A 21,920-nucleotide genomic window follows, 5' to 3' on the forward strand; every position below is an offset into this window, starting at 1 on the left:
GCAGCGCTCAACTGCGGATCCTTTTGGCACTCCAGCCCCAAGCTGCCATCAAACCACCACATCAGGACACGGACGGCTGGAGGGGCCTATCACACAGTTCAACACCATAACCCACGGTCAGCCCGTCAGCCCCGCGCCCCGCGCGCGTGGCACCGTGGTGGTGGCGACCAAGCCCACCGCGCGCGGAACCGGACTGGACGCGCTGCGGCAGGCGGGATCGCTGAAATGCGTGTTTCCGCGCCCGGTGGCCAAGGGCATCGACGCGGTTCTGGTCAATACCGCGGGCGGCATCACCGGCGGCGACAGGTTCGATGTGACCGCGACGGCCGGGTCCGGCACCGCCCTGACGCTGACCACCCAGGCCGCCGAACGCGCCTATCAGGCCAGTCCCGGCCAGCAGGGCCTGTTGCAGACCCGCCTGACCGTCGAAGCCGGGGCCCGCCTGCATTGGCTGCCGCAGGAAACCCTGCTGTTTCAGGGCTGTGACATGAACCGCCGTCTGACCGCCGATCTGGCCCCAGACGCCCGCCTGTTGCTGTGCGAGCCGGTGATCTTCGGCCGCGCCGCCATGGGCGAAGTTCTGACCGGCGCCCGGTTCCGCGACCGGATCGAGGTGCGCCAGGATGGCAAGCCGCTGTATCTGGACGCAATGACCCTGTCGGGCGATATCGCGGCGCATCTGTCCGGCAAGGCCATCGCAGGCAAGGCCGGGGCGATGGCCAGCCTTGTCTATGTTGCCCCCGACGCCGAGACCCGGCTGACCGCCCTGCGCAAGTTGCTGCCACCCTCTGGCGGTGTCAGCCAGCCCGGCCCCAACCACCTGGTGATGCGCTTGCTGGCCCCGGACGGCTATGCCCTGCGCAAGCACCTGATCCCGATCTTGACCACTTTGAGCCGATCCGTGCTCCCGCGATGCTGGATGATCTGACATGAACCTGACCCCGAGAGAAAAAGACAAGCTGCTGATCGCCATGTGCGCCGAGGTCGCCCGCAAGCGGCTGGCGCGCGGCGTGAAGCTGAACCACCCGGAAGCGATCTCGCTGATTGCCGACGCGGTGGTCGAAGGCGCCCGCGACGGCAAATCCGTGGCCGACATGATGGAACAGGGCGCGCAGGTCGTGACCCGCGCGCAATGCATGGAAGGCATCCCCGAGATGATCCACGAGGTGCAGGTCGAAGCCACCTTTCCCGACGGCACCAAGCTCGTCACCGTTCACGACCCGATCCGCTGAGGTGTCCCGATGATTCCAGGAGAAATCTTTCCCGCCGAGGGCGTGCTGCTGCAAAACGCCAACCAGACATCCATCACCCTGCTGGTTGCCAACACCGGGGACCGCCCGGTGCAGGTCGGCAGCCACTATCATTTCGCCGAGGCCAACAGCGCGCTGGACTTCGACCGCGCCGCCGCGCGGGGCTATCGGCTCGACATCACCGCCGGGACCGCCGTGCGCTTCGAGCCGGGCCAGAAACGCGATGTTCAGTTGATCCGGATCGGGGGCGCCCGCCGGGTGTTCGGGTTCAACCAAGACGTGATGGGGAACCTCTGATGCCCGTCGAGATCAACCGGGCCGACTATGCGGCGATGTTCGGTCCCACCACCGGCGACAAGCTGCGGCTGGCCGACACCGATCTGGTCATCGAGGTCGAGCGTGATCTGACCACCTATGGCGAAGAGGTCAAGTTCGGCGGCGGCAAGGTCATCCGTGACGGCATGGGGCAGGCCCAGACCACCCGCGCAGAAGGGGCCGTCGACACGCTGATCACCAATGCGCTGATCGTCGATCACACCGGCATCTACAAGGCCGACGTCGGTCTGAAGGACGGTGCCATTGCCAAGATCGGCAAGGCCGGCAACCCCGACACCCAGCCCGGTGTCGATATCATTGCCGGGCCGGGGACCGAGGTCATCGCCGGCGAGGGCCGCATCCTGACCGCCGGTGGCTTCGACAGCCACATCCATTTCATCTGCCCGCAGCAGATTGACGATGCGCTGCACTCGGGCCTGACAACCATGCTGGGCGGCGGCACCGGCCCGGCCCATGGCACGCTGGCCACCACCTGCACGCCGGGGCCCTGGCACATCGGGCGGATGCTGCAAGCGGCGGATGCTTTCGCGATGAACCTGGCGTTTGCGGGCAAGGGCAATGCCTCGCTGCCCGCCGCGCTGGAGGAACAGGTGCTGGGCGGCGCTTGCGCCCTGAAGCTGCACGAGGACTGGGGCACCACCCCCGGCGCCATCGACTGCTGCCTGACCGTGGCCGACGCCATGGATGTGCAGGTGATGATCCACACCGACACGCTGAACGAAAGCGGCTTTGTCGAGAACACCATCAAGGCCCTGAAGGGCCGCACCATCCACGCCTTCCACACCGAGGGCGCGGGCGGCGGCCATGCCCCCGACATCATCAAGATCTGCGGCGAGCAGCATGTGCTGCCGTCTTCGACAAACCCCACGCGGCCGTTCACGGTGAACACGCTGGAAGAGCATCTCGACATGCTCATGGTCTGCCACCACCTTGACAAGTCGATCCCCGAGGATGTGGCCTTCGCCGAGAGCCGCATCCGGCGCGAGACCATCGCGGCGGAAGACATCCTGCACGACATGGGCGCATTTTCGATCATCGCCTCGGACAGCCAGGCCATGGGCCGTGTCGGCGAGGTGATCATCCGCACCTGGCAGACCGCCGACAAGATGAAGAAGCAGCGCGGACGTCTGGCCGAGGAAACCGGCGAAAACGACAACATGCGGGTACGCCGCTATGTGGCGAAATACACCATCAACCCGGCGATCGCCCATGGTCTGGGCCATGCCATCGGCTCGATCCAGGAAGGCAAGCGCGCCGATCTGGTGCTGTGGTCGCCCGCGTTTTTCGGGGTGAAGCCCGAGATGGTGCTGATTGGCGGCTCTATCGCCTGTGCCCAGATGGGCGATCCGAATGCCTCGATCCCGACGCCGCAGCCGGTCTATTCGCGCCCCATGTTCGGCGCCTATGGCCGGTCGGTCGAAAACTCGGCGGTGACCTTCGTGTCGGCCGCGGCGCAGGCGGATGGCCTTGGCGCGCGGCTCGGGCTGGCCAAACAGACCATGGCCGTGGAAAATACCCGGAATATCGGCAAATCGGACATGATCCTGAACGCCGCGACCCCGGTGGTCGAGGTCAATCCCGAAACCTATGAGGTTCGCGCCGATGGCGAGCTTCTGACCTGCGAACCGGCCAGCGAATTGCCCATGGCCCAACGCTATTTCATGTTCTGAGGTACCCCATGACCGTTCCCGTCTGTCACGACATTCGCCGCAAGGGCCATTGGACCGAGGCTTCGGCCCAGGTGGTGCTGAGCTATGAAGACCGTTTCCTGCGCCGCAAGCTGCTGGAGGCCGGCAGCACAAGCTTCCTAGTCGATCTGGCGCAAACCACCTCGTTGAACCAGGGCGATGCTTTCGCGCTGAACAATGGCAGCTTGATCGAAGTGATTGCCGCCCCCGAAGCCCTGCTGGAGGTGAAGGGCGATCTGGTGCGGCTGGCCTGGCACATCGGCAACCGCCACATGCCCTGCCAGATCGAAACTGACCGGCTGTTGATCCAGCGCGACCATGTCATCACCGAGATGCTGCGCCTGCTGGGGGCCAGGCTGCGCGACGTGACCGAGCCCTTCACCCCCGTGGGCGGTGCCTATGGCCATGGCCGCACCCATTCCCATGCCCATTGATCGGGGCGTTCTGACGCTGACGCAATGGCTGTCGCCTGCCTATCCGGTGGGCGCCTTTGCCTACAGCTGCGGGCTGGAGGGGGCGGTGGATCTTGGACAGGTCGCGGAGGAGGCCAGCCTTGAGGCGTGGCTGCGGGATATGCTTCACCACGGCGCGGGCCATGGTGACGCGCTGTTTCTGTCGGCGGCCTATCGCGCCGACACGCCCGAGGACGTGGCCGAGGTGGACGCCACCGCCCGCGCTTTCGCCCCGTCGCGCGAACGCCTGCAAGAGGCCGCGCATCTGGGCGCGGCCTTCGGCAAGATCACCGGCGCGGTCTGGGCGCAAGATATTGACGGGCTGACCTACCCGGTGGCCGTGGGCCGCGCCGCCCGTCTGGCCGGGCTGCCGCAGGACCTGACCACAGCCATGTATCTGCAAGCGATGCTGAGCAACCTTCTGGCCGCCGCACAGCGCCTGATGCCGCTGGGCCAAAGCGCGGCGCAGGCGATGCTGCACCGGCTGACGCCCCTGTGCAGCGCGATTGCGGTGCAAACCGCGCAGGGCGATCTGGACACCTTGTCCTCAACCAGCTTTCTGGCTGATATCGCCTCCATGCATCACGAAACCCAATATTCGAGGATATTTCGCACATGAGCAGCCCCAACGGCCCGCTGCGGATCGGCATCGGCGGCCCCGTGGGCGCTGGCAAGACCACCCTGACCGCCGCGCTCAGCGCGCGTCTGAAGGATGCCCATTCGCTTGCTGTCATCACCAACGACATCTACACGCGCGAGGATGCCGAGGCCCTGATGCGGATGCAAATCCTGCCCGAAAGCCGGGTGCTGGGGGTGGAAACCGGCGGCTGCCCGCATACGGCGATCCGCGAGGATGCCTCGATCAACCTGGCGGCCGTGGCGGAACTGTCGGCCCGCCACCCGGACCTTGACCTGGTGCTGATCGAATCCGGCGGCGACAACCTGTCGGCCACCTTCAGCCCGGAACTGGCCGATCTGACGATCTATGTCATCGACGTGGCCGCAGGCGAGGAAATCCCGCGCAAGGGTGGTCCCGCCATCACCCGCTCGGACCTGCTGGTGATCAACAAGACCGATCTGGCCCCCTACGTGGGCGCGAACCTTGACGTGATGGCCCGCGATGCCGAACGGATGCGCGGCGACCGCCCGTTCGTCTTTACCAACCTCAAGACCCGCGAGGGGCTGGAAGTGGTGGCCGACTTCATCCGCACCGCTGGCGGTCTCTGACCCTCGCCCCCGAAAAGGCGCGCCCATGACCACTTTCCTGATGTGTATGGCCGTGTTTATCGGCGGTGCCGCCGGATCGCTTCTGCGCGAGCTTTTCGGGCTGGAAATCCCCGGCCTGCCCTTCCTGACGGCCACCTTCGGGATCAACGTCGCGGCCTCGCTGGTGCTGGGGTTTCTCTATGCCATCCGGCACCGGGTGCACGCCCATGTGCTGCACATGGGGGCTGTGGGGTTCTGCGGCGGGCTTTCGACATTTTCCGCCTTCATGGCTGAAATCGCGCGGTTCGCCGAAGCCGGCAGCATCCACGTCCTGACTGCGCCTGCACTGGAAATCGCCTTTGGCCTTGGCGCGGCGGTTCTGGGCGAGGCCGTTGGGCGGCATTTCTACGGCGGGGACCGGGCATGAGCGAGATCTACCTGCACGCGATCTTTGCCCTGGGCGGCGGCCTGGGCGCGGTGCTGCGCCATGCGGTTTCGCGCATGGTCACGCACGAGTTGCCGCTGGCAACCTTGATCGTCAACGTGCTGGGCAGTTTCCTGCTGGGGCTGTGGATCGCCTATCTGGGCGAATTGCCTGACGTCAGCGAGGAACAGCGCCGCATGGTCTTTGGCTTCTGCGGCGGTTTCACCACCTTTTCCAGCTTCGCCTACCAGACCCTGAGCCTGCATCGCGAGCGCACGCTGATCCATGCCGCCGGAAACATCCTGCTCAGCCTGCTGTTGTGCGGGATCGGCTTCTGGATCGGGTTGGTGCTGGGCTAGGCGCGCGGGCCCTCGCCGGTGGCCAGCGCCAGGCCGTCGACCACGGCGGTGAACGCCTCGCTGCGTTCCAGCCGGGCCTGCGGGCAGACCGCCTGTGCCTCTTGCGCCACCAGCGCCATCAGGCTGGAGCCACCGACCAGCACCACGGCGTCCGCCTGCCCGGCGTCCACTCCGGCCTGAAACAGGGTCTGGCGCATGGCCGTCTGAAGATCGGCGCGGAAGCCCTGCAAAGCGGCGTTCAGCGAGGCGGGCGAAATCGGTGCCGCCAGCCCGCGTTCGATCACCCCCATGTCGATCCTTGCCTCCCGCTCGCCGCCATTGGCCGCGATCTTGCCGCGTTCCACGGCGAAGGCCAGGTCGTGGCCCAGATGATCCTCGATCACCGATTGCAACCGCGCCATGGGCTTTGGTTCGACCGCATGGGCGTGCATGTCCTTGACCAGTTTCAGCGTGTCACGGGTGTAGAGGAAGGGGATCTTGGCCCAGGTCGCCAGATCGGAATAGATCGCGTTGGGCACCGGCAGCAGCCCCTCGCCGAAGGTGCGCCGCAACTGGCCGCCATGTCCCAGCAGCGGCATGGCATGGGTCATCGACACCGCGTGGTCGAAATCGGTCCCGCCCAGCCGGATGCCGTGGCTGGCCAGGATCTGCCCTCCGGTCCCGGTTCCGCGGAACACCGAGAAATCCGAGGTGCCGCCGCCGATGTCGACGATCAGCCCGATCTCGCCGTCGCGCCCCTGCCCTTGGCTGGCCCGCGCGGCGGCTTCGGGCTCGAACAGGAACTCGACCGTCTTGAACCCCGCCGCATGCCAGCAGCCACGCAGATCGGCCTCGGCCTGCGCGTCGCGCGCCGGGTCGGCGGTGTGGAAATGCACCGGACGCCCGGACAGCACGCGGGACAAGCTGTGGCCGCATTCCGCCTCGGCCCGCGCCTTCAGCCGCGCCAGAAAGGCCGCGACGACATCGGCCAGGGTCTGACGCCGCCCACCGACCAGCCGGGATTCGTGGAACAACGCGGTGCCAAGAATGCTCTTCAGCGCCCGCATATAGCGCCCCTCGTCGCCGTCGATCAGCGCCCGCCCTGCGGCGCGCCCGATGCGCATCGAACCACCCCCCGCCGGGAAAAACACCGCCGTCGGCAAGGTCTCGCCCCCCGCCTCGATCGCCAGGCGGCGCGGGCGGGCGCCGTCAAGGATCGCGGCGGCGGTGTTCGAGGTTCCGAAATCGACGGCAAGCACGGGGGCGGACATGGCGCATCTCCAGTCACGGGGAAGGCAAGGCTGCTACCGCATCGGACGGGGGAATGGCAAGGGCGAGGACCGACAGCGCCTGACCCGGCGCAGATTTCGCGCTAGGCTGGGCACGGCAAACTGCAGGAGCCACCATGACCCCCGACCAGAAGAAACAGGCCGTCATCGCCTTCTACGAGATGATGTTCAACGACAACCGCCCGCGCGACGCAATCGAGCGCTATGTCGGTGCCGACTACATCCAGCACAACCCGCATGTGGCCAGTGGCAAACAAGGGTTCATTGACTATTTCGACCGCATGGCCGCCGAGTATCCCGGCAAGAGGGTCGAGGTGAAACGCGCCTTCTGCGACGGCGATCATGTCATCCTGCATTGCCACCAGATCTGGCCCGGCGGGCTGGAATATGCCGGCATCGACATCTTCCGGCTGGATGAACAGGGCAAGGTGGTCGAACACTGGGATGTGTTGCAGGAGGTCCCCGACCACAGCGCCCATGACAACGGCATGTTCTGACCGCGTGGGAATCCCGACCATGTAGGTGTTCCGGGTTCGGCCCCGGAACCCGTCGAAATACCCGGCGTGCGCTTGGCCATGCCGGTCCACTGGACGTGGTTGAAGATCAGGATGCGGTCGCCAAGCTTGCAGATGCGACCCGCATCATTGCCTTCGGTCAGCAGCACGCTGTCGGGAAAAGCCATGAAGGGACCGGCGATGTCTTCGGTGTGCCCGAAGTGGGTCCTGGTGTCCGCGCGGATCGAGCCGCCGCACGGACGCCGCTTGTCGCTTCGGTCAGACCCGCAAGCGCGGATAGGCCCGCCGCGCGGTGTTTCCCCAGATTGCGTGACGCTGATCCGGGGTCAGTTCCCCCAGAAGCGCCTCGGTCGCCGCCACCCAATCGCCATAGCTGCCCGCCAGCGTGCACACCGGCCAGTCGCTGCCCCAGATCAGGCGCTCGGGGCCGAACACGTCCAGAAGATGCGAGACATAGGGCGTCAGGCTGCGGGTGGTCCAATCCGGTCCGGCCTCGGTGATCAGGCCCGACAGTTTGCAGAACGCGCCGGTGTCCGCCGCCAGACGCGCCATATGGTCGGCCCAATCCTCGATCCGGCCTGTCGCGATCTCGGGCTTGGCGCCATGGTCGATCACCACGCGCAGGCCGGGATGGCGCGCCAATAGGGCCAGCAGCGCGTCAAGATGCCGGGGCAGAACCAGCGCGTCGAAGGTCAGCCCCGCCCCGATCATCGCCTCGAACGCCGGGGCCAGAGTGTCGCGCAACATCCATGTGTCGTCGGGCAGATCCTGGATCATCGGGCGCAAACCCAGCAGCCACGGGTTTTTCGCCAGCCGCGCGATCTTTTGCGCGGCGTCCGGGGCTTCGAAATCGGCCCAGCCGACGACGCCCGCGACCAGATCCGAGGTGTCCGCAATGCCCAGCAGAAATTCGGTTTCCGCCACCGTGGGCGCGGCCTGCACCAGCACCGTCGCCCGCACATCGGCTTGCGCGGCCAGCGGGTGCAGATCCTCCGGACCGAAATCGCGGTAAAGCGGCGCAAGGTCCGGCGTCAACCAGCCATAGTCGCCGCGATCCAGACGCCAGAAATGTTGATGCGCGTCGATCCTCATCCGATCACGCCCTTTGTCAGAAGGATGTTACCGTACAGCCGCCGCTCGCCGGTCTGCACCACGGCAAAGGCCGCGCGGGCGCGATCGTAGAAGGCGAACCGCTCGACCGAGCCCAGCCGGACCGGTTTGTCGGCGCAATCGGTCACCACCTGCTGAAAGGCGGCCACGGCCTCGGGCACGGCGGTCGGATCGCCCACCACTTGCATGGTCACCGCCGGTTCCTGCACGAATCTGTCCAGCGGCAACAGGCTGAGCACCGCGCGCAGCATGTCGGTGGCATTGCTCGCCTCGGCCCGGATCACGCGCTGGCCCATGCTGGCGGCGGGGAAATTCGCGTCGGCGATAACGATCGTGTCGCCATGGCCCATTTCGGCCAGGGTAAACAGCAGATCGGGTGACAGGATCGGGTCGATGTTACGCAGCATTGGAAGTCTCCTGGGGAAGGGGCGCGTCGGGGCGGATCAGCCCCTCGCTGCGCAGATCGGTCCACAGCGCGGGCGGGATCGCGCGCTCCAGCAGCGCCACGTTCTGCGACACCTCCGCCGCCGAGGTCGCGCCCGGCACCACCGTGCGCACCGCCGGATGGCCCAGCACGAATTGCAGCGCGGCCGCGATCAGGGGCGTGTCATGGGCCGCGCAGACGGCATCGATACGCGCCACGCGATCCAGGATTTCCGGCGGGGCTTCGGCGTAGTTGTACTTGGCGCCCGGCACCGCACCGGTGGCAAGGATGCCCGAGTTGTACGGCCCGCCCAGAATGATCCCCACGTCCCGCTTCACGCAGAGTGGCAGGAAGCTGTCCAGCGCCGCCTGCTCCAGCAGGGTGTAGCGGCCCGCCAGCAGGAAGCAGTCGAAATCGCCCAGCCCCAACAGCCGCTCGCAGACCTGCCATTCGTTGACCCCGGCGCCGATGGCCTTGACCTGCCCTGCCTCGCGCAACTCGATCAGCGCGCGGTAGCCGCCATCATCGAACAGCTCGCGCACCCGCGCATCGCTGGCCTCTTGCGAGCCCTGCGAGAAAGCGCAGACGTCGTGAACCAGCAGGATATCGATGTGGTCGGTGCGCAGCCGGGCCAGGCTTTCCGCGTGCGAGCGCATGACCCCGTCGTAGGAATAGTCGAACTGGATGCGTTTCTGCGGCACATCGACGAAGGCCTCGGGCGTGACCTCTTCCGGGGCGCAGTCCAGCAGCAGCCGCCCGACCTTGGACGACAGCACGATGTTGTCGCGGCCATGGCGCGCCAGCCCTTCGGCAAAGCGCATTTCGGACCGGCCCAGCCCGTATTGCGGGGCGGTGTCGAACAGGCGGATCCCGGCGTCGAAGGCTGCCGAGAACGCACCCTGCGCGTCTTCCTCGGGCAAGGCCCGGTACAGGTTGCCCAGCGGCGCACCGCCAAACCCCATGCGGGTAACAGCCAGACCAGTGCGATCTGTCAGGGAAACTGGGTCGGATACACGCATGGGATACCTCAGGGTTTGAACAGTCCGGGCTGGCTTTCGGACAGGGCGTCGATCAGCTTGGTCACCTGGTTCAGATGCAGCGCCATGGCGGCGCGTGCGGCGGCACCATCCTGTGCCTTGATGGCATCGAAGATCGCCTGATGCTCGGTGATCGTGTCTTCGATGCGGCGCTGGCCGGGCAACAACAGGCGGCGGGCGCGGGTCATGTGCAGGCCGACGATCTCGGTCTGGGCCGACAGACGGGCATAGCCGGTGGCGGCGTGGATCAATTCGTGAAACGCCTCGTCGGCAAGGTAGAATTCCTCGCGCGCACCATCGGCTGCCAGCAGTTTCTGGCGGTGCATCGAACGGGCCAGCGCGCCCAGATCGGCTTCGCTTCGGACCTCCGCCACCCGTTCAGCCGCCGCCTGTTCCAGTGCCGAGCGCATGAAGGCGGCCTCGTGGAAATCGGACAGCGACAGATAGCACACCCGCGACCCCGATTGCGGCGTGACCTCGACCAGCCCTTCCGCCGACAACCGCGCAATGGCCTCGGCCACCGGCGAGCGCGACACTTCGAACCGCGTGCACGTCTCGGGCTTGCGCAGGGCCACGCCCGGCGGCGCATCCAGCGACAGGATCGCCTGTTTCAGGGATTGATAGACGCGCGCCGCCAGCGAGCCCTCAAAGTCCGACAGGTCGGCAAGTTTCTTGACATCGAACTCGGTGGACATGGCCATGGTTATCCCTCCCTGAAATAATGGGGATAGGTCTGTTCCAGCGGCTTCAGACGCGGCACCAACTGCCCAAGGTGAAAGCGCATGGCTTTGACGGCAGCGGGCGCATCCTGGCGGCGGATCCCCTCAAGCACCTCCCTGTGCTCGACAATCGTTTCGGTCGGACGCCGTGCTTCGGGAAGCAGGAGTTGTCTTGCGCGATGCAATTGCAATGTCACCTGTGCCGCAAATCCCGACAGTCGGTCAAGGCCGGTGAATTCCTGCAACATGGTATGAAACTCTTCATCAGCCTCGAAAAAGCCGCGGGTGTCGCCATCTTCGACCAGCAATTCCTGCAGCCGCAGGTTGCGCCCAAGCCGTGCCAGTTGCGCATCGGTTCTTGTTTTTGCCAGCCGTTCGACAACCGCGCCCTCGATCGCACACCGCAGGAAGGTTTCTTCGCGCAGGGCGGCCATGGACAGGGGTGTAACGCGGGCGGTCACTTGCGGCATGGCCTCGACCAGACCTTCGGCGGCAAGGATCGCGATGGCTTCGGTCACCGGCGCGCGCGAAACGCCGAACCGATGGGCCAGTTCGGCCTTGCGCAACGGCGTGCCGGGCGGGAAGGTCAGGTCTAGGATCGCGGTATGCAACACATGGTGGATACGCTGCGCCAGCGAGCCTGTGGAACTGCGCAGGTCGGGCAATTCGTCTACCCGGGACAGCTCGGCAACCGGCTTCACCCTCATGCGCTGTGTTCCTTTTCAAACGTGATAAAATCCTGCCATGGGCTTCCGCACCTGTCAACTGACATGCCAGTTGACAGGTGCGACGGCTTTCGTTTACGAGTCGTCAAGCTGCTGCAAAAAAGGGAAGCTCCATGCCCGCAAGTTCCCGCGTGATCAGACTAAGCCCGCAAGACAATCTTGTCGTGGCATTGGCCGACCTGCCGCAGGGCACCGTGATCGACGGGCTGGACACTGCACTGCCGCAACCGGTCGCGCGCGGTCACAAGATCAGCACCCAGACCATCGCCGCCGGCGAGAACGTGCTGCGCTATGGCCAGATCATCGGCCAAGCCAAGGCCGCCATTGCGCCGGGAGAACACATCCACACGCACAACCTCGGCATGGGCGAGCATCACCAGGACTATGCCTTCTGCGCCGATACCCGCGCGCTGCCTGCGGCCACAGGGACGGACACGTTCCAGGGCTATGCCCGCGCCGACGGGCGGGTCGGCACGCGCAATTACCTGGGCATCCTGACCTCGGTGAACTGCTCGGGCTCGGTGGCGCGTTTCGTGGCCGAAGCGGCCGAGAAATCCGGCCTGCTGGACGAGTTTCCCAATATTGACGGCATCGTCCCGATCACCCATGGCACCGGCTGTGGCATGTCGGGATCCGGCGAGGGCTATGCCACGCTGTTTCGCACCCTTCAGGGCTATGCCCGGCATCCCAATTTCGGCGGCATCCTGCTGATCGGGCTGGGCTGCGAGGTCATGCAGGTGGCCGATCTGGTGGGCAACCGGCCGATCCGGGCCGACGGCGCACTGCGCTACATGACCATTCAGCATCAGGGCGGCACCCGCGCCACCATCGACAAGGGGCTGGAAGAGCTGCGCGGCATTGCCGAGATCGCCAATCGCGCCACCCGCAGCCCTGCCCCCGCCTCGGCGCTGACGCTGGGCATGCAATGCGGCGGCTCGGACGGCTATTCCGGCATCACCGCCAACCCGGCGCTTGGCGCCGCCTCGGACCTTCTGGTGCGCCAGGGCGGCACCACGATCCTGTCGGAAACCTCGGAAATCTATGGCGCCGAACATCTTCTGACGCGCCGTGCCGTCAGCCCCGAGATCGGCGAAAAGCTGATCGCCCGTGTCCGCTGGTGGGAAGACTATTGTGCGCGCAACGGCGGCGAGATGGACAACAACCCCTCCCCCGGCAACAAGCGCGGCGGGCTGACCACCATTCTGGAAAAATCGCTGGGTGCCGTTGCCAAAAGCGGCACCGCGCCTCTGAACGGCGTCTACCTGTTCGCCGAGGCCATCGACACATCCGGCTTCGTCTTCATGGACAGCCCCGGCTTTGATCCCTGTTCGGTCACCGGGCAGGTCGCCTCGGGCGCCAACCTGATCGCCTTCACCACCGGGCGCGGCTCGGTCTCGGGCTACCAGCCGGTGCCGGGCATCAAGATCGCCACCAACAGCGAGATGTACGCCCGCTTGAAAGACGACATGGACGTGAACTGCGGCGACATCGTGACCGATGGGGTCTCGATCGAGGCCAAGGGACGTGAAATCTACGACCTGTTCCTGCGCATCGCCTCGGGCGAGCAAACGAAAAGCGAAGAGCTGGGCTTTGGCGGGGTGGAATTCGTACCCTGGCAAATCGGCGCGGTGATGTGAGCCCAATGGACGAGAGACAGACACAATGACACTTGCCGGAAAAACCATCCTGATGACCGCCTGCGGGCAGGGTATCGGCCGGGCCTCGGCACTAGCAGCCGCCGCGCAAGGCGCACGGGTCATCGCCACCGACATCAATGCAGCCGCGCTGGACAGCCTCTCGGGCACCGAGGGCATCGAGACCCGCCCGCTGGACGTCACCGACGCCGCCGCCATTTCCGCGCTGGCCGCCGATCTGCCGGATCTGGACGGGCTGTTCAACTGTGCGGGCTTCGTCCACAACGGCACGATCCTGGACGTGTCGGACGAGGATTGGGCCTTTTCCAACGAGATCAACGTCACCTCGATGGTGCGCACCTGCCGCGCTTTCCTGCCCGGCATGTTGCGCCAGGCCGAAACTACCGGCACCGCCGCGATCCTGAACATGGCCTCGATGGCCTCTTCGGTGAAGGGCTTTCCGAACCGCACCGCCTATGGCGCCACAAAGGCTGCCGTGATCGGGCTGACCAAGGCCATCGCTGCCGATTTCGTGACCAAGGGCGTGCGCTGCAACGCGCTGTGCCCGGGCACGGTGGATACCCCGTCGCTGCGCGGCCGGATCGCCGCCGCCGCCGATCCGGTGCAGGCCGAAAAGGACTTTATCGCCCGCCAGCCCATGGGCCGGCTGGCGACGGTGGATGACATGACCCCAACCGTCCTGCATCTGCTGGGCGACGGCACCCGTTTCGTCACGGGGCAGGCCATTTTGGTTGACGGAGGCGTCACAATCTAGGCGCAGTTCTGGCAGGGGAGGGCTTGAACGATGACACCACTGGTTGAGATGACAGGGATCGAAAAGCGCTTTCCGGGCGTGCATGCCCTGCGCAACGTGCAATTCGATCTGTATCCTGGCGAGGTTCACGCCCTGATGGGCGAAAACGGTGCGGGCAAATCCACGCTGATGAAGATCCTGTCGGGCATCTACCCGCGCGATGGCGGCGAGATCCGGGTGGCTGGAAAACCCGCCGCCCCGTCCTCGCCGCGCGAGGCGCAGGATCTGGGCATCGGCATCATCCATCAGGAACTGAGCCTGATGAACGACCTGACCGCCGCACAGAACGTGCTGATCGGGCGCGAACCGCGGCGCAGCTTCGGACGTCTGGACGAGGCCGAGTTGAACCGGCAGACCGCCGAGATCTTCGACGCCATGAACCTGAAGATCGCTCCGAAGTCCCATGTCGGCGGCCAGACCATCGCGCGCCAGCAGTTGATCGAGATTGCCAAGGCGCTGTCCTATCGCCCCCGTGTCCTGATCATGGACGAACCCACGGCCGCCCTGAATGACGCCGAAATTGCCGAGTTGTTCGAGGTTATCGCGCGGCTCAAGGCCGATGGCGTGGGCATCGTCTACATCAGCCACCGCATGGACGAGATCAAGCGCATCGCCGACCGGGTGACGGTCATGCGCGACGGCTCCTGGATCGACACCGTGCCCGCCGCCGAAACACCGCTGTCGAAGATCATCGCGCTGATGGTCGGGCGCGAGGTTTCGGAAAAGCCGCCCGTTGTGCCCGACCTGTCCGGCGCCGAGGTGGCGCTGAAAGTCGAGGGGCTGAGCCGGGGCCACGAGATCAAGGATGTCGGCTTCGAAGTGCGGCGCGGCGAGATCCTGGGCTTTGCCGGGCTGATGGGCGCCGGACGAACCGAGGTCGCGCGCGCCATCTTTGGCGCCGACCCCAAGGACGCGGGCACCATCACCGTTCACGGGCGCGAGGTCCGCATCCGCGCCCCGCATGACGCGGTGGCCGCCGGCATCGGCTACCTGTCCGAGGATCGCAAGCATTTCGGCCTGGCGCTGGACATGTCCGTGCGCGCCAATATCGCCATGGCCAGCCTGGAGCGGTTCACCTCGCGCATGGGGGTGCTGGACGAAGCGCGGATGGAAACCACCGCCAAGGACTATATCCAGCGGCTGGGCATCCGGACTCCGTCGGACCAGCAACCGGCGCGGCTTCTGTCGGGCGGCAACCAGCAAAAGGTTGTCATCGCCAAATGGCTGGAGCGCGACTGCGACATCCTGATTTTCGACGAACCCACGCGCGGCATCGACGTCGGTGCCAAATCCGAAATCTACCGCCTGCTGGAACAGCTTGCCGCCGAGGGCAAGACGATCATCGTGATCTCGTCGGAACTGCCCGAGGTGCTGCGGTTGAGCCATCGCATCGCGGTGATGTGCGAAGGCCGGCTGACCGGAATCCTGCCCGGCGGCGCCGGGACATCGCAGGAACAGATCATGGAACTGGCGACACGGCGCGACGCCGTCATGGCGCCAACGGGAGACTGATATGACCGCAACCACAAATGCCCCAAACTCCCAAACGCTTCTGGGCCGCATCGGGGCCGCCGTGGCGCACCAACGGGTGCTGGCCTTTGCCTCGCTGATCGTGCTGCTGGTGGTATTCTCGCTGGCGTCGCCCAACTTCATGCAGATGTCGAACATGATCGCCATCCTGCAGGCCACCAGCGTCAATGGCGTGCTGGCGGTGGCGGCAACGCTGATCATCATCACCGGCGGCATCGACCTGTCGCTGGGCACCATGATGACCTTTACCGCCGTGATCGCGGGCGTGGTGCTGACCTATGCCGGGCTGCCCCTGCCGCTGGGCGTGGCGGCGGCCATCGGCGCGGGCGCGGCCTGCGGCTATTGTTCGGGCACCTTCATCGCGCGGATGAAGATCCCGCCCTTCATCGCCACGCTGGGCATGATGCTGATCCTCAAGGGCATGTCCCTGATCATCTCGGGCACCCGGCCGATCTATTTCAACGACACGCCGGGGTTCTCGGACATCTCGCGCGGGTCGCTTATTGGCGAGATCCTGCCCTTCGCCCCGATCCCCAACGGCGTGCTGATCCTGTTCCTTGTCGCCGGGGCCGCGGCCTATGTGCTGCAACGCACAGCCCTTGGCCGCTATACCTTCGCCCTGGGTTCCAACGAAGAGGCCGTGCGGCTGTCCGGCGTCAACACCGACCGCTGGAAGATCGCCATCTATTCGCTGGCCGGTGCCATCGTCGGCATCGCCGGGCTGCTGATCGCCTCGCGCCTGAACTCGGCGCAACCGGCGCTGGGGCTGGGCTATGAACTGGAAGCCATCGCCGCGGTGGTCATCGGCGGCACCTCGCTGTCGGGCGGGCGCGGCTCCATCATGGGCTCGCTCATCGGGGCGCTGATCATGGCGGTCCTGACCAACGGGCTGCGGGTGCTGTCGGTGGCCCAGGAATGGCAAACCGTTGTCACCGGCGCGATCATCATCCTGGCGGTCTATGCCGACATGCTGCGCCGCCGCAAATCCGCTTGAATTCATCACAAGACGGGGGACCCAACCCCTGCGTCCCAGACACGCAACAGGAGGAAAATCATATGTTGTCTCGTCGTACCCTACTTGGCGCTCTTGCCATTTCCGGTCTCGTGGCCAGCCCGCTGGCCGCCCAGGAGATCTATATTCCGCTGGTTTCGAAAGGCTTTCAGCACCAGTTCTGGCAGGCCGTGAAAGCCGGCGCCGATCAGGCCGCCGCCGAGGCCGGTGTTCGCATCACCTTCGAAGGCCCCGACAATGAAACCATGGTCGACCGCCAGATCGACATGCTGTCGGCAGCCCTGGCCAATTCGCCCAAGGCCATCGGCTTTGCCGCGCTCGACAGCCAGGCGGCGATCCCGATCCTGCGCGAAGCCCATGAAAACGGCATTCCGATCGTGGCCTTCGACAGCGGTGTCGACAGCGACATCCCGGTGACCACCGCCACCACCGACAACGTCGCAGCCGCAGCCCTGGCCGCCGACAAGATGGCCGAGATGATCGGCGGCGCAGGCAAGGTGGCCGTGGTCGCCCACGACCAGACCTCGCGCACCGGGATCGACCGTCGCGACGGCTTCCTCAACCGCCTGGAAGAAGCCTATCCCGACGTCGAGGTCGTGACTGTTCAATATGGCGCCGGCGACCAGCTGCAATCGACCGAGGTGGCCAAGGCCATCCTGGTGTCGAACCCCGACCTGAAGGGCATGTTCGGCACCAACGAAGGCTCGGCCATCGGCGTGGTCAACGCGGTGCGCGAACTGGGCACCGAGGGTCTGGTGGTGATCGGCTATGACAGCGGCAAGGCACAGAAGGACGCCATCCGCGAGGGCCTCATGTCCGGCGCGATCACCCAGAACCCGGTGGGCATCGGCTATGAAACCGTGATGGCGGCCGTGAAGGCGATCAACGGCGAAACCCTGCCCCCGATCATCGACACCGGCTTCTACTACTACGATGCCACCAACATCGACGATCCCAAGATCCAGGCGGTTCTGTACGACTGATCCGACCTTGGCCATCGGCGGGCTTCGTCCCCGCCGGTCGCGACCATCCTACCAGACGGGCCCGCGCCACTGCGGGCCCGTTTTTCGTTTCACCTTGTCGCCCGGTCCCTGATTTCCGGTTGACGCGCTTTCGCCGTGCCTTCCACTGTGCAGGGGCACTTGCCGCAACCGGAGGTCGCGATGCCGATCGAAAACGCTCCCTTCTCGCAGGCCGAATACGACCGGCGTATCGCCCTGACCCGCACCGCCATGCAGGCCGCGGGCATCGACGTTCTGTTCCTGACCAACCCGTCGAACATGCACTGGCTGACCGGCTATGACGGCTGGTCCTTCTATGTGCATCAGGGGGTGATCCTGACCATGGAGGGCGCGCCGTTCTGGTGGGGCCGCCTGATGGATGGCAACGGCGCGCGCCGCACGGTCTGGATGGAGGATGGGCAGATCCTGCATTACGCCGACCGTTACGTGCAGGCGCCCGACATTCACCCGATGGACGATCTGGCCTCGCACCTGCGGATCATGGGCTTCGGCGACAAGAACATCGGCGTCGAGATGGAGACCTATTTCTTCACCGCCCGCGCCTTTGCCGCGCTGGCCGAAGGGCTGCCCAAGGCGCAATTCATCGACGCCTCGACGCTGGTGAACTGGCAGCGGCTTGTGAAATCCCCTGACGAGTTGGACTTCATGCGCCGCGCCGCGCGGATATCGGAACTGGTGATCGGGCGGGCGATGGAGTTGGCCGAACCGGGGATGCGCAAGCATGAATTGGTCGGCGAACTGTTCAAGACCGCCGTGCAGGGCGAGGATGACAGCTGGGGCGACTATCCGGCCATCGTGCCGATGCTGCCATCGGGCGAAGACGCCTCGGCGCCGCATCTGACATGGAACGGCGAGGCGCTGAAACAGGGCGAGGCCACCTTCATCGAGCAATCGGGCTGCTATCGCCGCTATCACGCGCCGCTGTGCCGGACGATCTTCTTCGGCAAGCCGCCGCAATTCATGCGCGACGCCGCCAGCGCGCTGACCGAAGGGCTGAACGCCGGGATCGAGGTGGCCCGCGCCGGCAACCGCGCCTGCGACATTGCCCGCGCACTGGACGCGGAACTGGTGAAGGTCGGCATCGATCGGCCCAACCGCTGCGGCTATGCCGTGGGGCTGAGCTATCCGCCGGACTGGGGCGAGCATACGGTGTCGCTGCGCGCCTTCGATGAAACCGTGCTGGAACCCGGCATGACCTTCCATTTCATGCCCGGCCTGTGGATGGACAACTGGGGGTTGGAAACCACCGAAACCATCCTGATCCGCGACAGCGGCCCGGCCGAGCCGCTGTGCAACGTGGCCCGCAAGCTGTTCGTGAAGGATTAGGCGGATGGACGATCTGGAGCGATGCCGCCAGATCCTTGGCGATCTGGTGGGATTCAACACGGTCTCGTCGCGCCCCAACTTGGAGGCCATCCACTACATCGCGACCCTGCTGGAAGCCGCCGGCGCGCGGGTCGAGGTCATGGTGGATGCCAGCGGCACCAAGGCCAACCTCTTTGCCACGCTGGGGTCGGAGGCGCCCGGCGGGCTGGTGCTGTCGGGCCATACCGACGTGGTTCCGGTGGCCGATCAGCCCTGGACCACCGATCCCTTCACCCTGACCGAAGGCGACGGGCGGCTCTACGGGCGCGGCACCTGTGACATGAAGGGGTTCATCGCCGCCTGCCTGACCAAGCTGGACGTGCTGCGCGACGCCGCCCGCACCCGCCCCATCCATTTCGCCTTCACCCATGACGAGGAAGTCGGCTGCCTTGGCGCTCGCCACCTGGTCGAGGTTCTGGCCGCCCGCGAAATCCGCCCCGGCCTTGCCCTGATCGGCGAGCCGACCTCGATGCAGGTGATCGACGGCCACAAGGGCTGCTGCGAATACACCGTGACCTTCACCGGGACCGAAGGCCACGGCTCGGCCCCGCACCTTGGCGTCAACGCGGTGGAATACGCGGCGCGCTACATCGCCCATCTGCTGGAGTTGCGCGAGACCCTGAAGACGCGCGCCGCCGGGGCCACGCAGTTTGATCCGCCCTACACGACCATCAACGTCGGGCGGCTGTCGGGTGGCCATGCCCACAACGTCATCGCCGGGCACGCCGAACTGGATTGGGAAATGCGCCCCACCCTGCCCGGCGACATGGACTTCGTGAAGGATCAGGTCGCCGCCCATGTGCGCGAGGTGCTGCTGCCCGCGATGCGCCAGGTGTCCCCGCAGGCGCAGATTCGCACCGAGATCGTCGGCGAGGTTCCCGGACTGACCCCGATGGAGACCAACGCCGCCCGCGACCTGGTGTTCCGGCTGACCGGTGCCAATGGTGCGGGCACCGTTCCCTTCGGAACCGAGGCCGGATTGTTCCAGCAGATCGGCATGGATGCGGTGATTTGCGGCCCAGGATCCATCGACCAGGCGCATAAACCCGACGAGTTCGTGACTCTGGATCAATTGGGCCAGTGCCTGTCCATGCTGGACCGTCTGGGCCAAGGTTTCCGCGCGTAACACCCCCAACCACCTGAGAAATCAGCCAGACTTCCGCCCGGCGGGGCCTGCGACCGATGTTCGACCTTTGGCCAATATCGCCGCGTGATCTGGCGCTCTACCATCCTTGGCAGAGCAACCCTGCGGAGCACACCGCCATGCCCACCGACACTGCGTACCCCCAGCGGGCGATGACCATCGTCCGATCCTTCCCGGCTGCGCGCCACGTGTCTTTCTGGGTCTGGACAGCTGCCCCAAAGCGGTGCCGCGACGACAAGATGACACTTTAAATCCGGGATTTCTGGCCCGGAAACTTGAGGAGGAACCCCATGAACGAAATGACCCATACCGATACCGGCACCTATCAGTCGCCGTTCAAGCTGCGCTATGACAACTACATCGGCGGCAAGTTCGTCCCCCCGGTCAATGGCCGCTACTTCGAAAACGTCACCCCGATCACCGGCGCGATGATCAACGAAGTGGCCCGCTCGGATGCCGCGGACATCGAACTGGCGCTGGATGCGGCCCATGCGGCCAAGGGCGGCTGGGGCAGCACCTCGGCGGCGGAACGGTCCAACGTGATTCTGAAGATCGCCGATCGTATCGAGGAAAACCTCGAACTGCTGGCACAGGCCGAAACCTGGGACAACGGCAAGCCGATCCGCGAAACCATGGCCGCCGACATCCCGCTTGCGGCGGATCACTTCCGCTATTTCGCCGGGGTTCTGCGGGCGCAGGAAGGCAATATGTCGGAGATTGACGCCGACACCGTGGCCTATCACTTCCACGAGCCGCTGGGCGTCGTCGGCCAGATCATTCCGTGGAACTTCTCGATCCTGATGGCAGCCTGGAAACTGGCGCCCGCACTGGCGGCAGGCAACTGCATCGTGATGAAGCCCGCCGAACAGACCCCGGCCGCGATCATGGTTCTGGCAGAACTGATCAACGACCTGCTGCCCGCTGGCGTGCTGAACATCGTCAACGGCTATGGCGGCGAATGCGGGGCCGCGCTGGCGACCTCCAAGCGCATTGCCAAGATCGCCTTCACCGGCTCCACCGCCACCGGCCGCAAGATCATGGAAGCGGCCACCGTCAACCTGATCCCCGTTACGCTGGAGCTGGGCGGCAAGTCGCCGAACATCTTCTTCTCGGACGTGATGGCCAAGGACGACGCCTTCCTCGACAAGGCCGTCGAAGGCTTCGTGCTGTTCGCCTTCAACCAGGGTGAGGTTTGCACCTGCCCCAGCCGCGCGCTGATCCAGGAAGACATCTATGACGAGTTCATCGCCCGCGCTATCGAACGGGTGAAGGCCATCAAGCACGGTGACCCGCGCCATCCCGACACCATGGTCGGCGCACAGGCTTCGAAAGAGCAGCAGGACAAGATCCTGTCCTATCTGACCATCGGCCGCGAGGAAGGCGCCGAGGTTCTGGTGGGCGGTGATGCAGCCCGCTTCAACGGCGAACTTGCCGGCGGCAACTACATCCAGCCGACCATCCTGAAGGGCCACAACAAGATGCGGGTCTTCCAGGAAGAGATCTTCGGCCCGGTCGTCTCCGTGACCACCTTCAAGGACGAAGAAGAGGCGCTCGCCATCGCCAATGACACCATGTACGGCCTGGGCGCCGGCGTGTGGTCGCGCGATGCCAACACCTGCTATCGCTTTGGCCGCGCCATCGAGGCCGGTCGTGTCTGGGTGAACAACTACCACGCCTACCCGGCCCATGCGGCCTTCGGCGGCTACAAGCAGTCGGGCATCGGGCGTGAAAACCACAAGATGATGCTGGACCACTACCAGCAGACCAAGAACATCCTGATGAGCTACAACCCCAACAAGCTGGGTTTCTTCTAGGCTCCTCCCCGGCGGTGGCCCTTGCCGGGGCCGCCGCCAAAAAGTTTCCCCCCCTTCACCGCCGCCCCGAAC

The 21,920-nt window shown here is 65.6% G+C and carries 24 protein-coding genes; 18 read left to right on the top strand and 6 right to left on the bottom strand.

The window, feature by feature from the left end; genetic code table 11:
• Positions 1-160: 160 nt before the first annotated feature.
• The 9 genes from ACP15K_RS16280 to crcB are packed head-to-tail and all read left to right on the top strand — an operon-like array spanning position 161 to position 5,715.
• Positions 161-928, top strand: a complete 768-nt coding sequence (locus tag ACP15K_RS16280; RefSeq protein ID WP_424991007.1) for an urease accessory protein UreD — start codon at positions 161-163, stop codon at positions 926-928.
• A 1-nt stretch (position 929) separates the two neighbouring features.
• On the top strand, positions 930-1,232 hold the full coding sequence (locus ACP15K_RS16285) for an urease subunit gamma (RefSeq protein ID WP_424991008.1): 303 nt from the start codon (positions 930-932) through the stop codon (positions 1,230-1,232).
• Between the two features lie 9 nt (positions 1,233-1,241).
• Positions 1,242-1,547, top strand: coding sequence for an urease subunit beta (locus tag ACP15K_RS16290; protein WP_193142929.1), 306 nt, complete (start codon positions 1,242-1,244; stop codon positions 1,545-1,547).
• The gene (gene ureC, locus ACP15K_RS16295; RefSeq protein WP_193142928.1) at positions 1,547-3,256 is read left to right on the top strand and encodes an urease subunit alpha; all 1,710 of its coding nucleotides are present in this window, start codon (positions 1,547-1,549) and stop codon (positions 3,254-3,256) included. Before ACP15K_RS16290 ends, ureC begins: the two co-directional genes overlap by 1 nt.
• 8 nt (positions 3,257-3,264) lie before the next feature.
• Positions 3,265-3,708 (top strand): urease accessory protein UreE, encoded by a 444-nt coding sequence (locus ACP15K_RS16300; RefSeq protein ID WP_193142927.1) that lies wholly within the window; start codon positions 3,265-3,267, stop codon positions 3,706-3,708.
• Positions 3,698-4,345, top strand: a complete 648-nt coding sequence (locus tag ACP15K_RS16305; protein WP_424991009.1) for an urease accessory protein UreF — start codon at positions 3,698-3,700, stop codon at positions 4,343-4,345. The genes ACP15K_RS16300 and ACP15K_RS16305 overlap by 11 nt, the downstream gene beginning before the upstream one ends.
• Entirely contained in the window at positions 4,342-4,953 is a 612-nt protein-coding gene (gene ureG, locus ACP15K_RS16310; protein ID WP_424991010.1) for an urease accessory protein UreG, read from the top strand. Before ACP15K_RS16305 ends, ureG begins: the two co-directional genes overlap by 4 nt.
• 25 nt (positions 4,954-4,978) lie before the next feature.
• A complete protein-coding gene (locus tag ACP15K_RS16315; RefSeq protein WP_424991011.1) occupies positions 4,979-5,359 on the top strand; it encodes a fluoride efflux transporter FluC in 381 nt (126 codons plus the stop codon).
• Positions 5,356-5,715, top strand: a complete 360-nt coding sequence (gene crcB / locus ACP15K_RS16320) for a fluoride efflux transporter CrcB (RefSeq protein WP_424991012.1) — start codon at positions 5,356-5,358, stop codon at positions 5,713-5,715. The genes ACP15K_RS16315 and crcB overlap by 4 nt, the downstream gene beginning before the upstream one ends.
• Here the strand turns inward: crcB and ACP15K_RS16325 are convergent.
• Positions 5,712-6,965, bottom strand: a complete 1,254-nt coding sequence (locus ACP15K_RS16325; protein ID WP_424991013.1) for an Hsp70 family protein — start codon at positions 6,963-6,965, stop codon at positions 5,712-5,714. The two genes, crcB and ACP15K_RS16325, sit on opposite strands and share 4 nt — an antisense overlap.
• Before the next feature lie 134 nt (positions 6,966-7,099).
• Here ACP15K_RS16325 and ACP15K_RS16330 point away from each other — a divergent pair, with 134 nt between their 5' ends.
• Positions 7,100-7,480: a nuclear transport factor 2 family protein gene (locus ACP15K_RS16330; protein ID WP_424991014.1), complete on the top strand. Its 381-nt coding sequence runs from the start codon at positions 7,100-7,102 to the stop codon at positions 7,478-7,480.
• Between the two features lie 276 nt (positions 7,481-7,756).
• On the opposite strand, the gene ACP15K_RS16335 is transcribed toward ACP15K_RS16330, so the two are convergent.
• The 5 genes from ACP15K_RS16335 to ACP15K_RS16355 are packed head-to-tail and all read right to left on the bottom strand — an operon-like array spanning position 7,757 to position 11,495.
• Positions 7,757-8,590, bottom strand: a complete 834-nt coding sequence (locus ACP15K_RS16335; protein ID WP_193142922.1) for an amidohydrolase family protein — start codon at positions 8,588-8,590, stop codon at positions 7,757-7,759.
• Entirely contained in the window at positions 8,587-9,015 is a 429-nt protein-coding gene (locus ACP15K_RS16340) for an RbsD/FucU family protein (protein WP_193142921.1), read from the bottom strand. Before ACP15K_RS16340 ends, ACP15K_RS16335 begins: the two co-directional genes overlap by 4 nt.
• Positions 9,005-10,051 (bottom strand): aldo/keto reductase, encoded by a 1,047-nt coding sequence (locus tag ACP15K_RS16345; RefSeq protein ID WP_193142920.1) that lies wholly within the window; start codon positions 10,049-10,051, stop codon positions 9,005-9,007. Before ACP15K_RS16345 ends, ACP15K_RS16340 begins: the two co-directional genes overlap by 11 nt.
• An 8-nt stretch (positions 10,052-10,059) precedes the next feature.
• Positions 10,060-10,770: a GntR family transcriptional regulator gene (locus tag ACP15K_RS16350; RefSeq protein WP_424991015.1), complete on the bottom strand. Its 711-nt coding sequence runs from the start codon at positions 10,768-10,770 to the stop codon at positions 10,060-10,062.
• Positions 10,771-10,772: 2 nt separating this feature from the next.
• Positions 10,773-11,495, bottom strand: coding sequence for a GntR family transcriptional regulator (locus ACP15K_RS16355; protein WP_424991016.1), 723 nt, complete (start codon positions 11,493-11,495; stop codon positions 10,773-10,775).
• Positions 11,496-11,626: 131 nt separating this feature from the next.
• Between ACP15K_RS16355 and ACP15K_RS16360 the strand changes: the two genes are divergently transcribed.
• The 8 genes from ACP15K_RS16360 (at position 11,627) to adh (ending at position 21,848) form a co-directional block, all read left to right on the top strand.
• Positions 11,627-13,150, top strand: a complete 1,524-nt coding sequence (locus tag ACP15K_RS16360) for a UxaA family hydrolase (protein ID WP_193142918.1) — start codon at positions 11,627-11,629, stop codon at positions 13,148-13,150.
• A gap of 25 nt (positions 13,151-13,175) precedes the next feature.
• On the top strand, positions 13,176-13,922 hold the full coding sequence (locus ACP15K_RS16365) for an SDR family oxidoreductase (protein WP_193142917.1): 747 nt from the start codon (positions 13,176-13,178) through the stop codon (positions 13,920-13,922).
• A gap of 30 nt (positions 13,923-13,952) precedes the next feature.
• A complete protein-coding gene (locus tag ACP15K_RS16370) occupies positions 13,953-15,473 on the top strand; it encodes a sugar ABC transporter ATP-binding protein (protein ID WP_193142916.1) in 1,521 nt (506 codons plus the stop codon).
• 1 nt (position 15,474) lies between these two features.
• Positions 15,475-16,485, top strand: a complete 1,011-nt coding sequence (locus ACP15K_RS16375; protein ID WP_193142915.1) for an ABC transporter permease — start codon at positions 15,475-15,477, stop codon at positions 16,483-16,485.
• A 62-nt stretch (positions 16,486-16,547) separates the two neighbouring features.
• Positions 16,548-17,486 carry an ABC transporter substrate-binding protein gene (locus ACP15K_RS16380; RefSeq protein WP_193142914.1) on the top strand — a complete coding sequence of 313 codons (939 nt, stop codon included), beginning with the start codon at positions 16,548-16,550 and terminating at the stop codon, positions 17,484-17,486.
• A 180-nt stretch (positions 17,487-17,666) separates the two neighbouring features.
• Positions 17,667-18,851 carry a M24 family metallopeptidase gene (locus tag ACP15K_RS16385; protein ID WP_193142913.1) on the top strand — a complete coding sequence of 395 codons (1,185 nt, stop codon included), beginning with the start codon at positions 17,667-17,669 and terminating at the stop codon, positions 18,849-18,851.
• 4 nt (positions 18,852-18,855) lie between these two features.
• Complete coding sequence (gene argE / locus ACP15K_RS16390) at positions 18,856-20,016, top strand: acetylornithine deacetylase (protein WP_424991017.1); 1,161 nt, start codon at positions 18,856-18,858, stop codon at positions 20,014-20,016.
• 308 nt (positions 20,017-20,324) lie between these two features.
• Entirely contained in the window at positions 20,325-21,848 is a 1,524-nt protein-coding gene (gene adh, locus ACP15K_RS16395; protein ID WP_193142911.1) for an aldehyde dehydrogenase, read from the top strand.
• Positions 21,849-21,920: the final 72 nt, after the last annotated feature.

This window comes from Fluviibacterium sp. S390, from assembly GCF_049800695.1.
In the GTDB taxonomy this organism is placed as follows: domain Bacteria; phylum Pseudomonadota; class Alphaproteobacteria; order Rhodobacterales; family Rhodobacteraceae; genus Meridianimarinicoccus.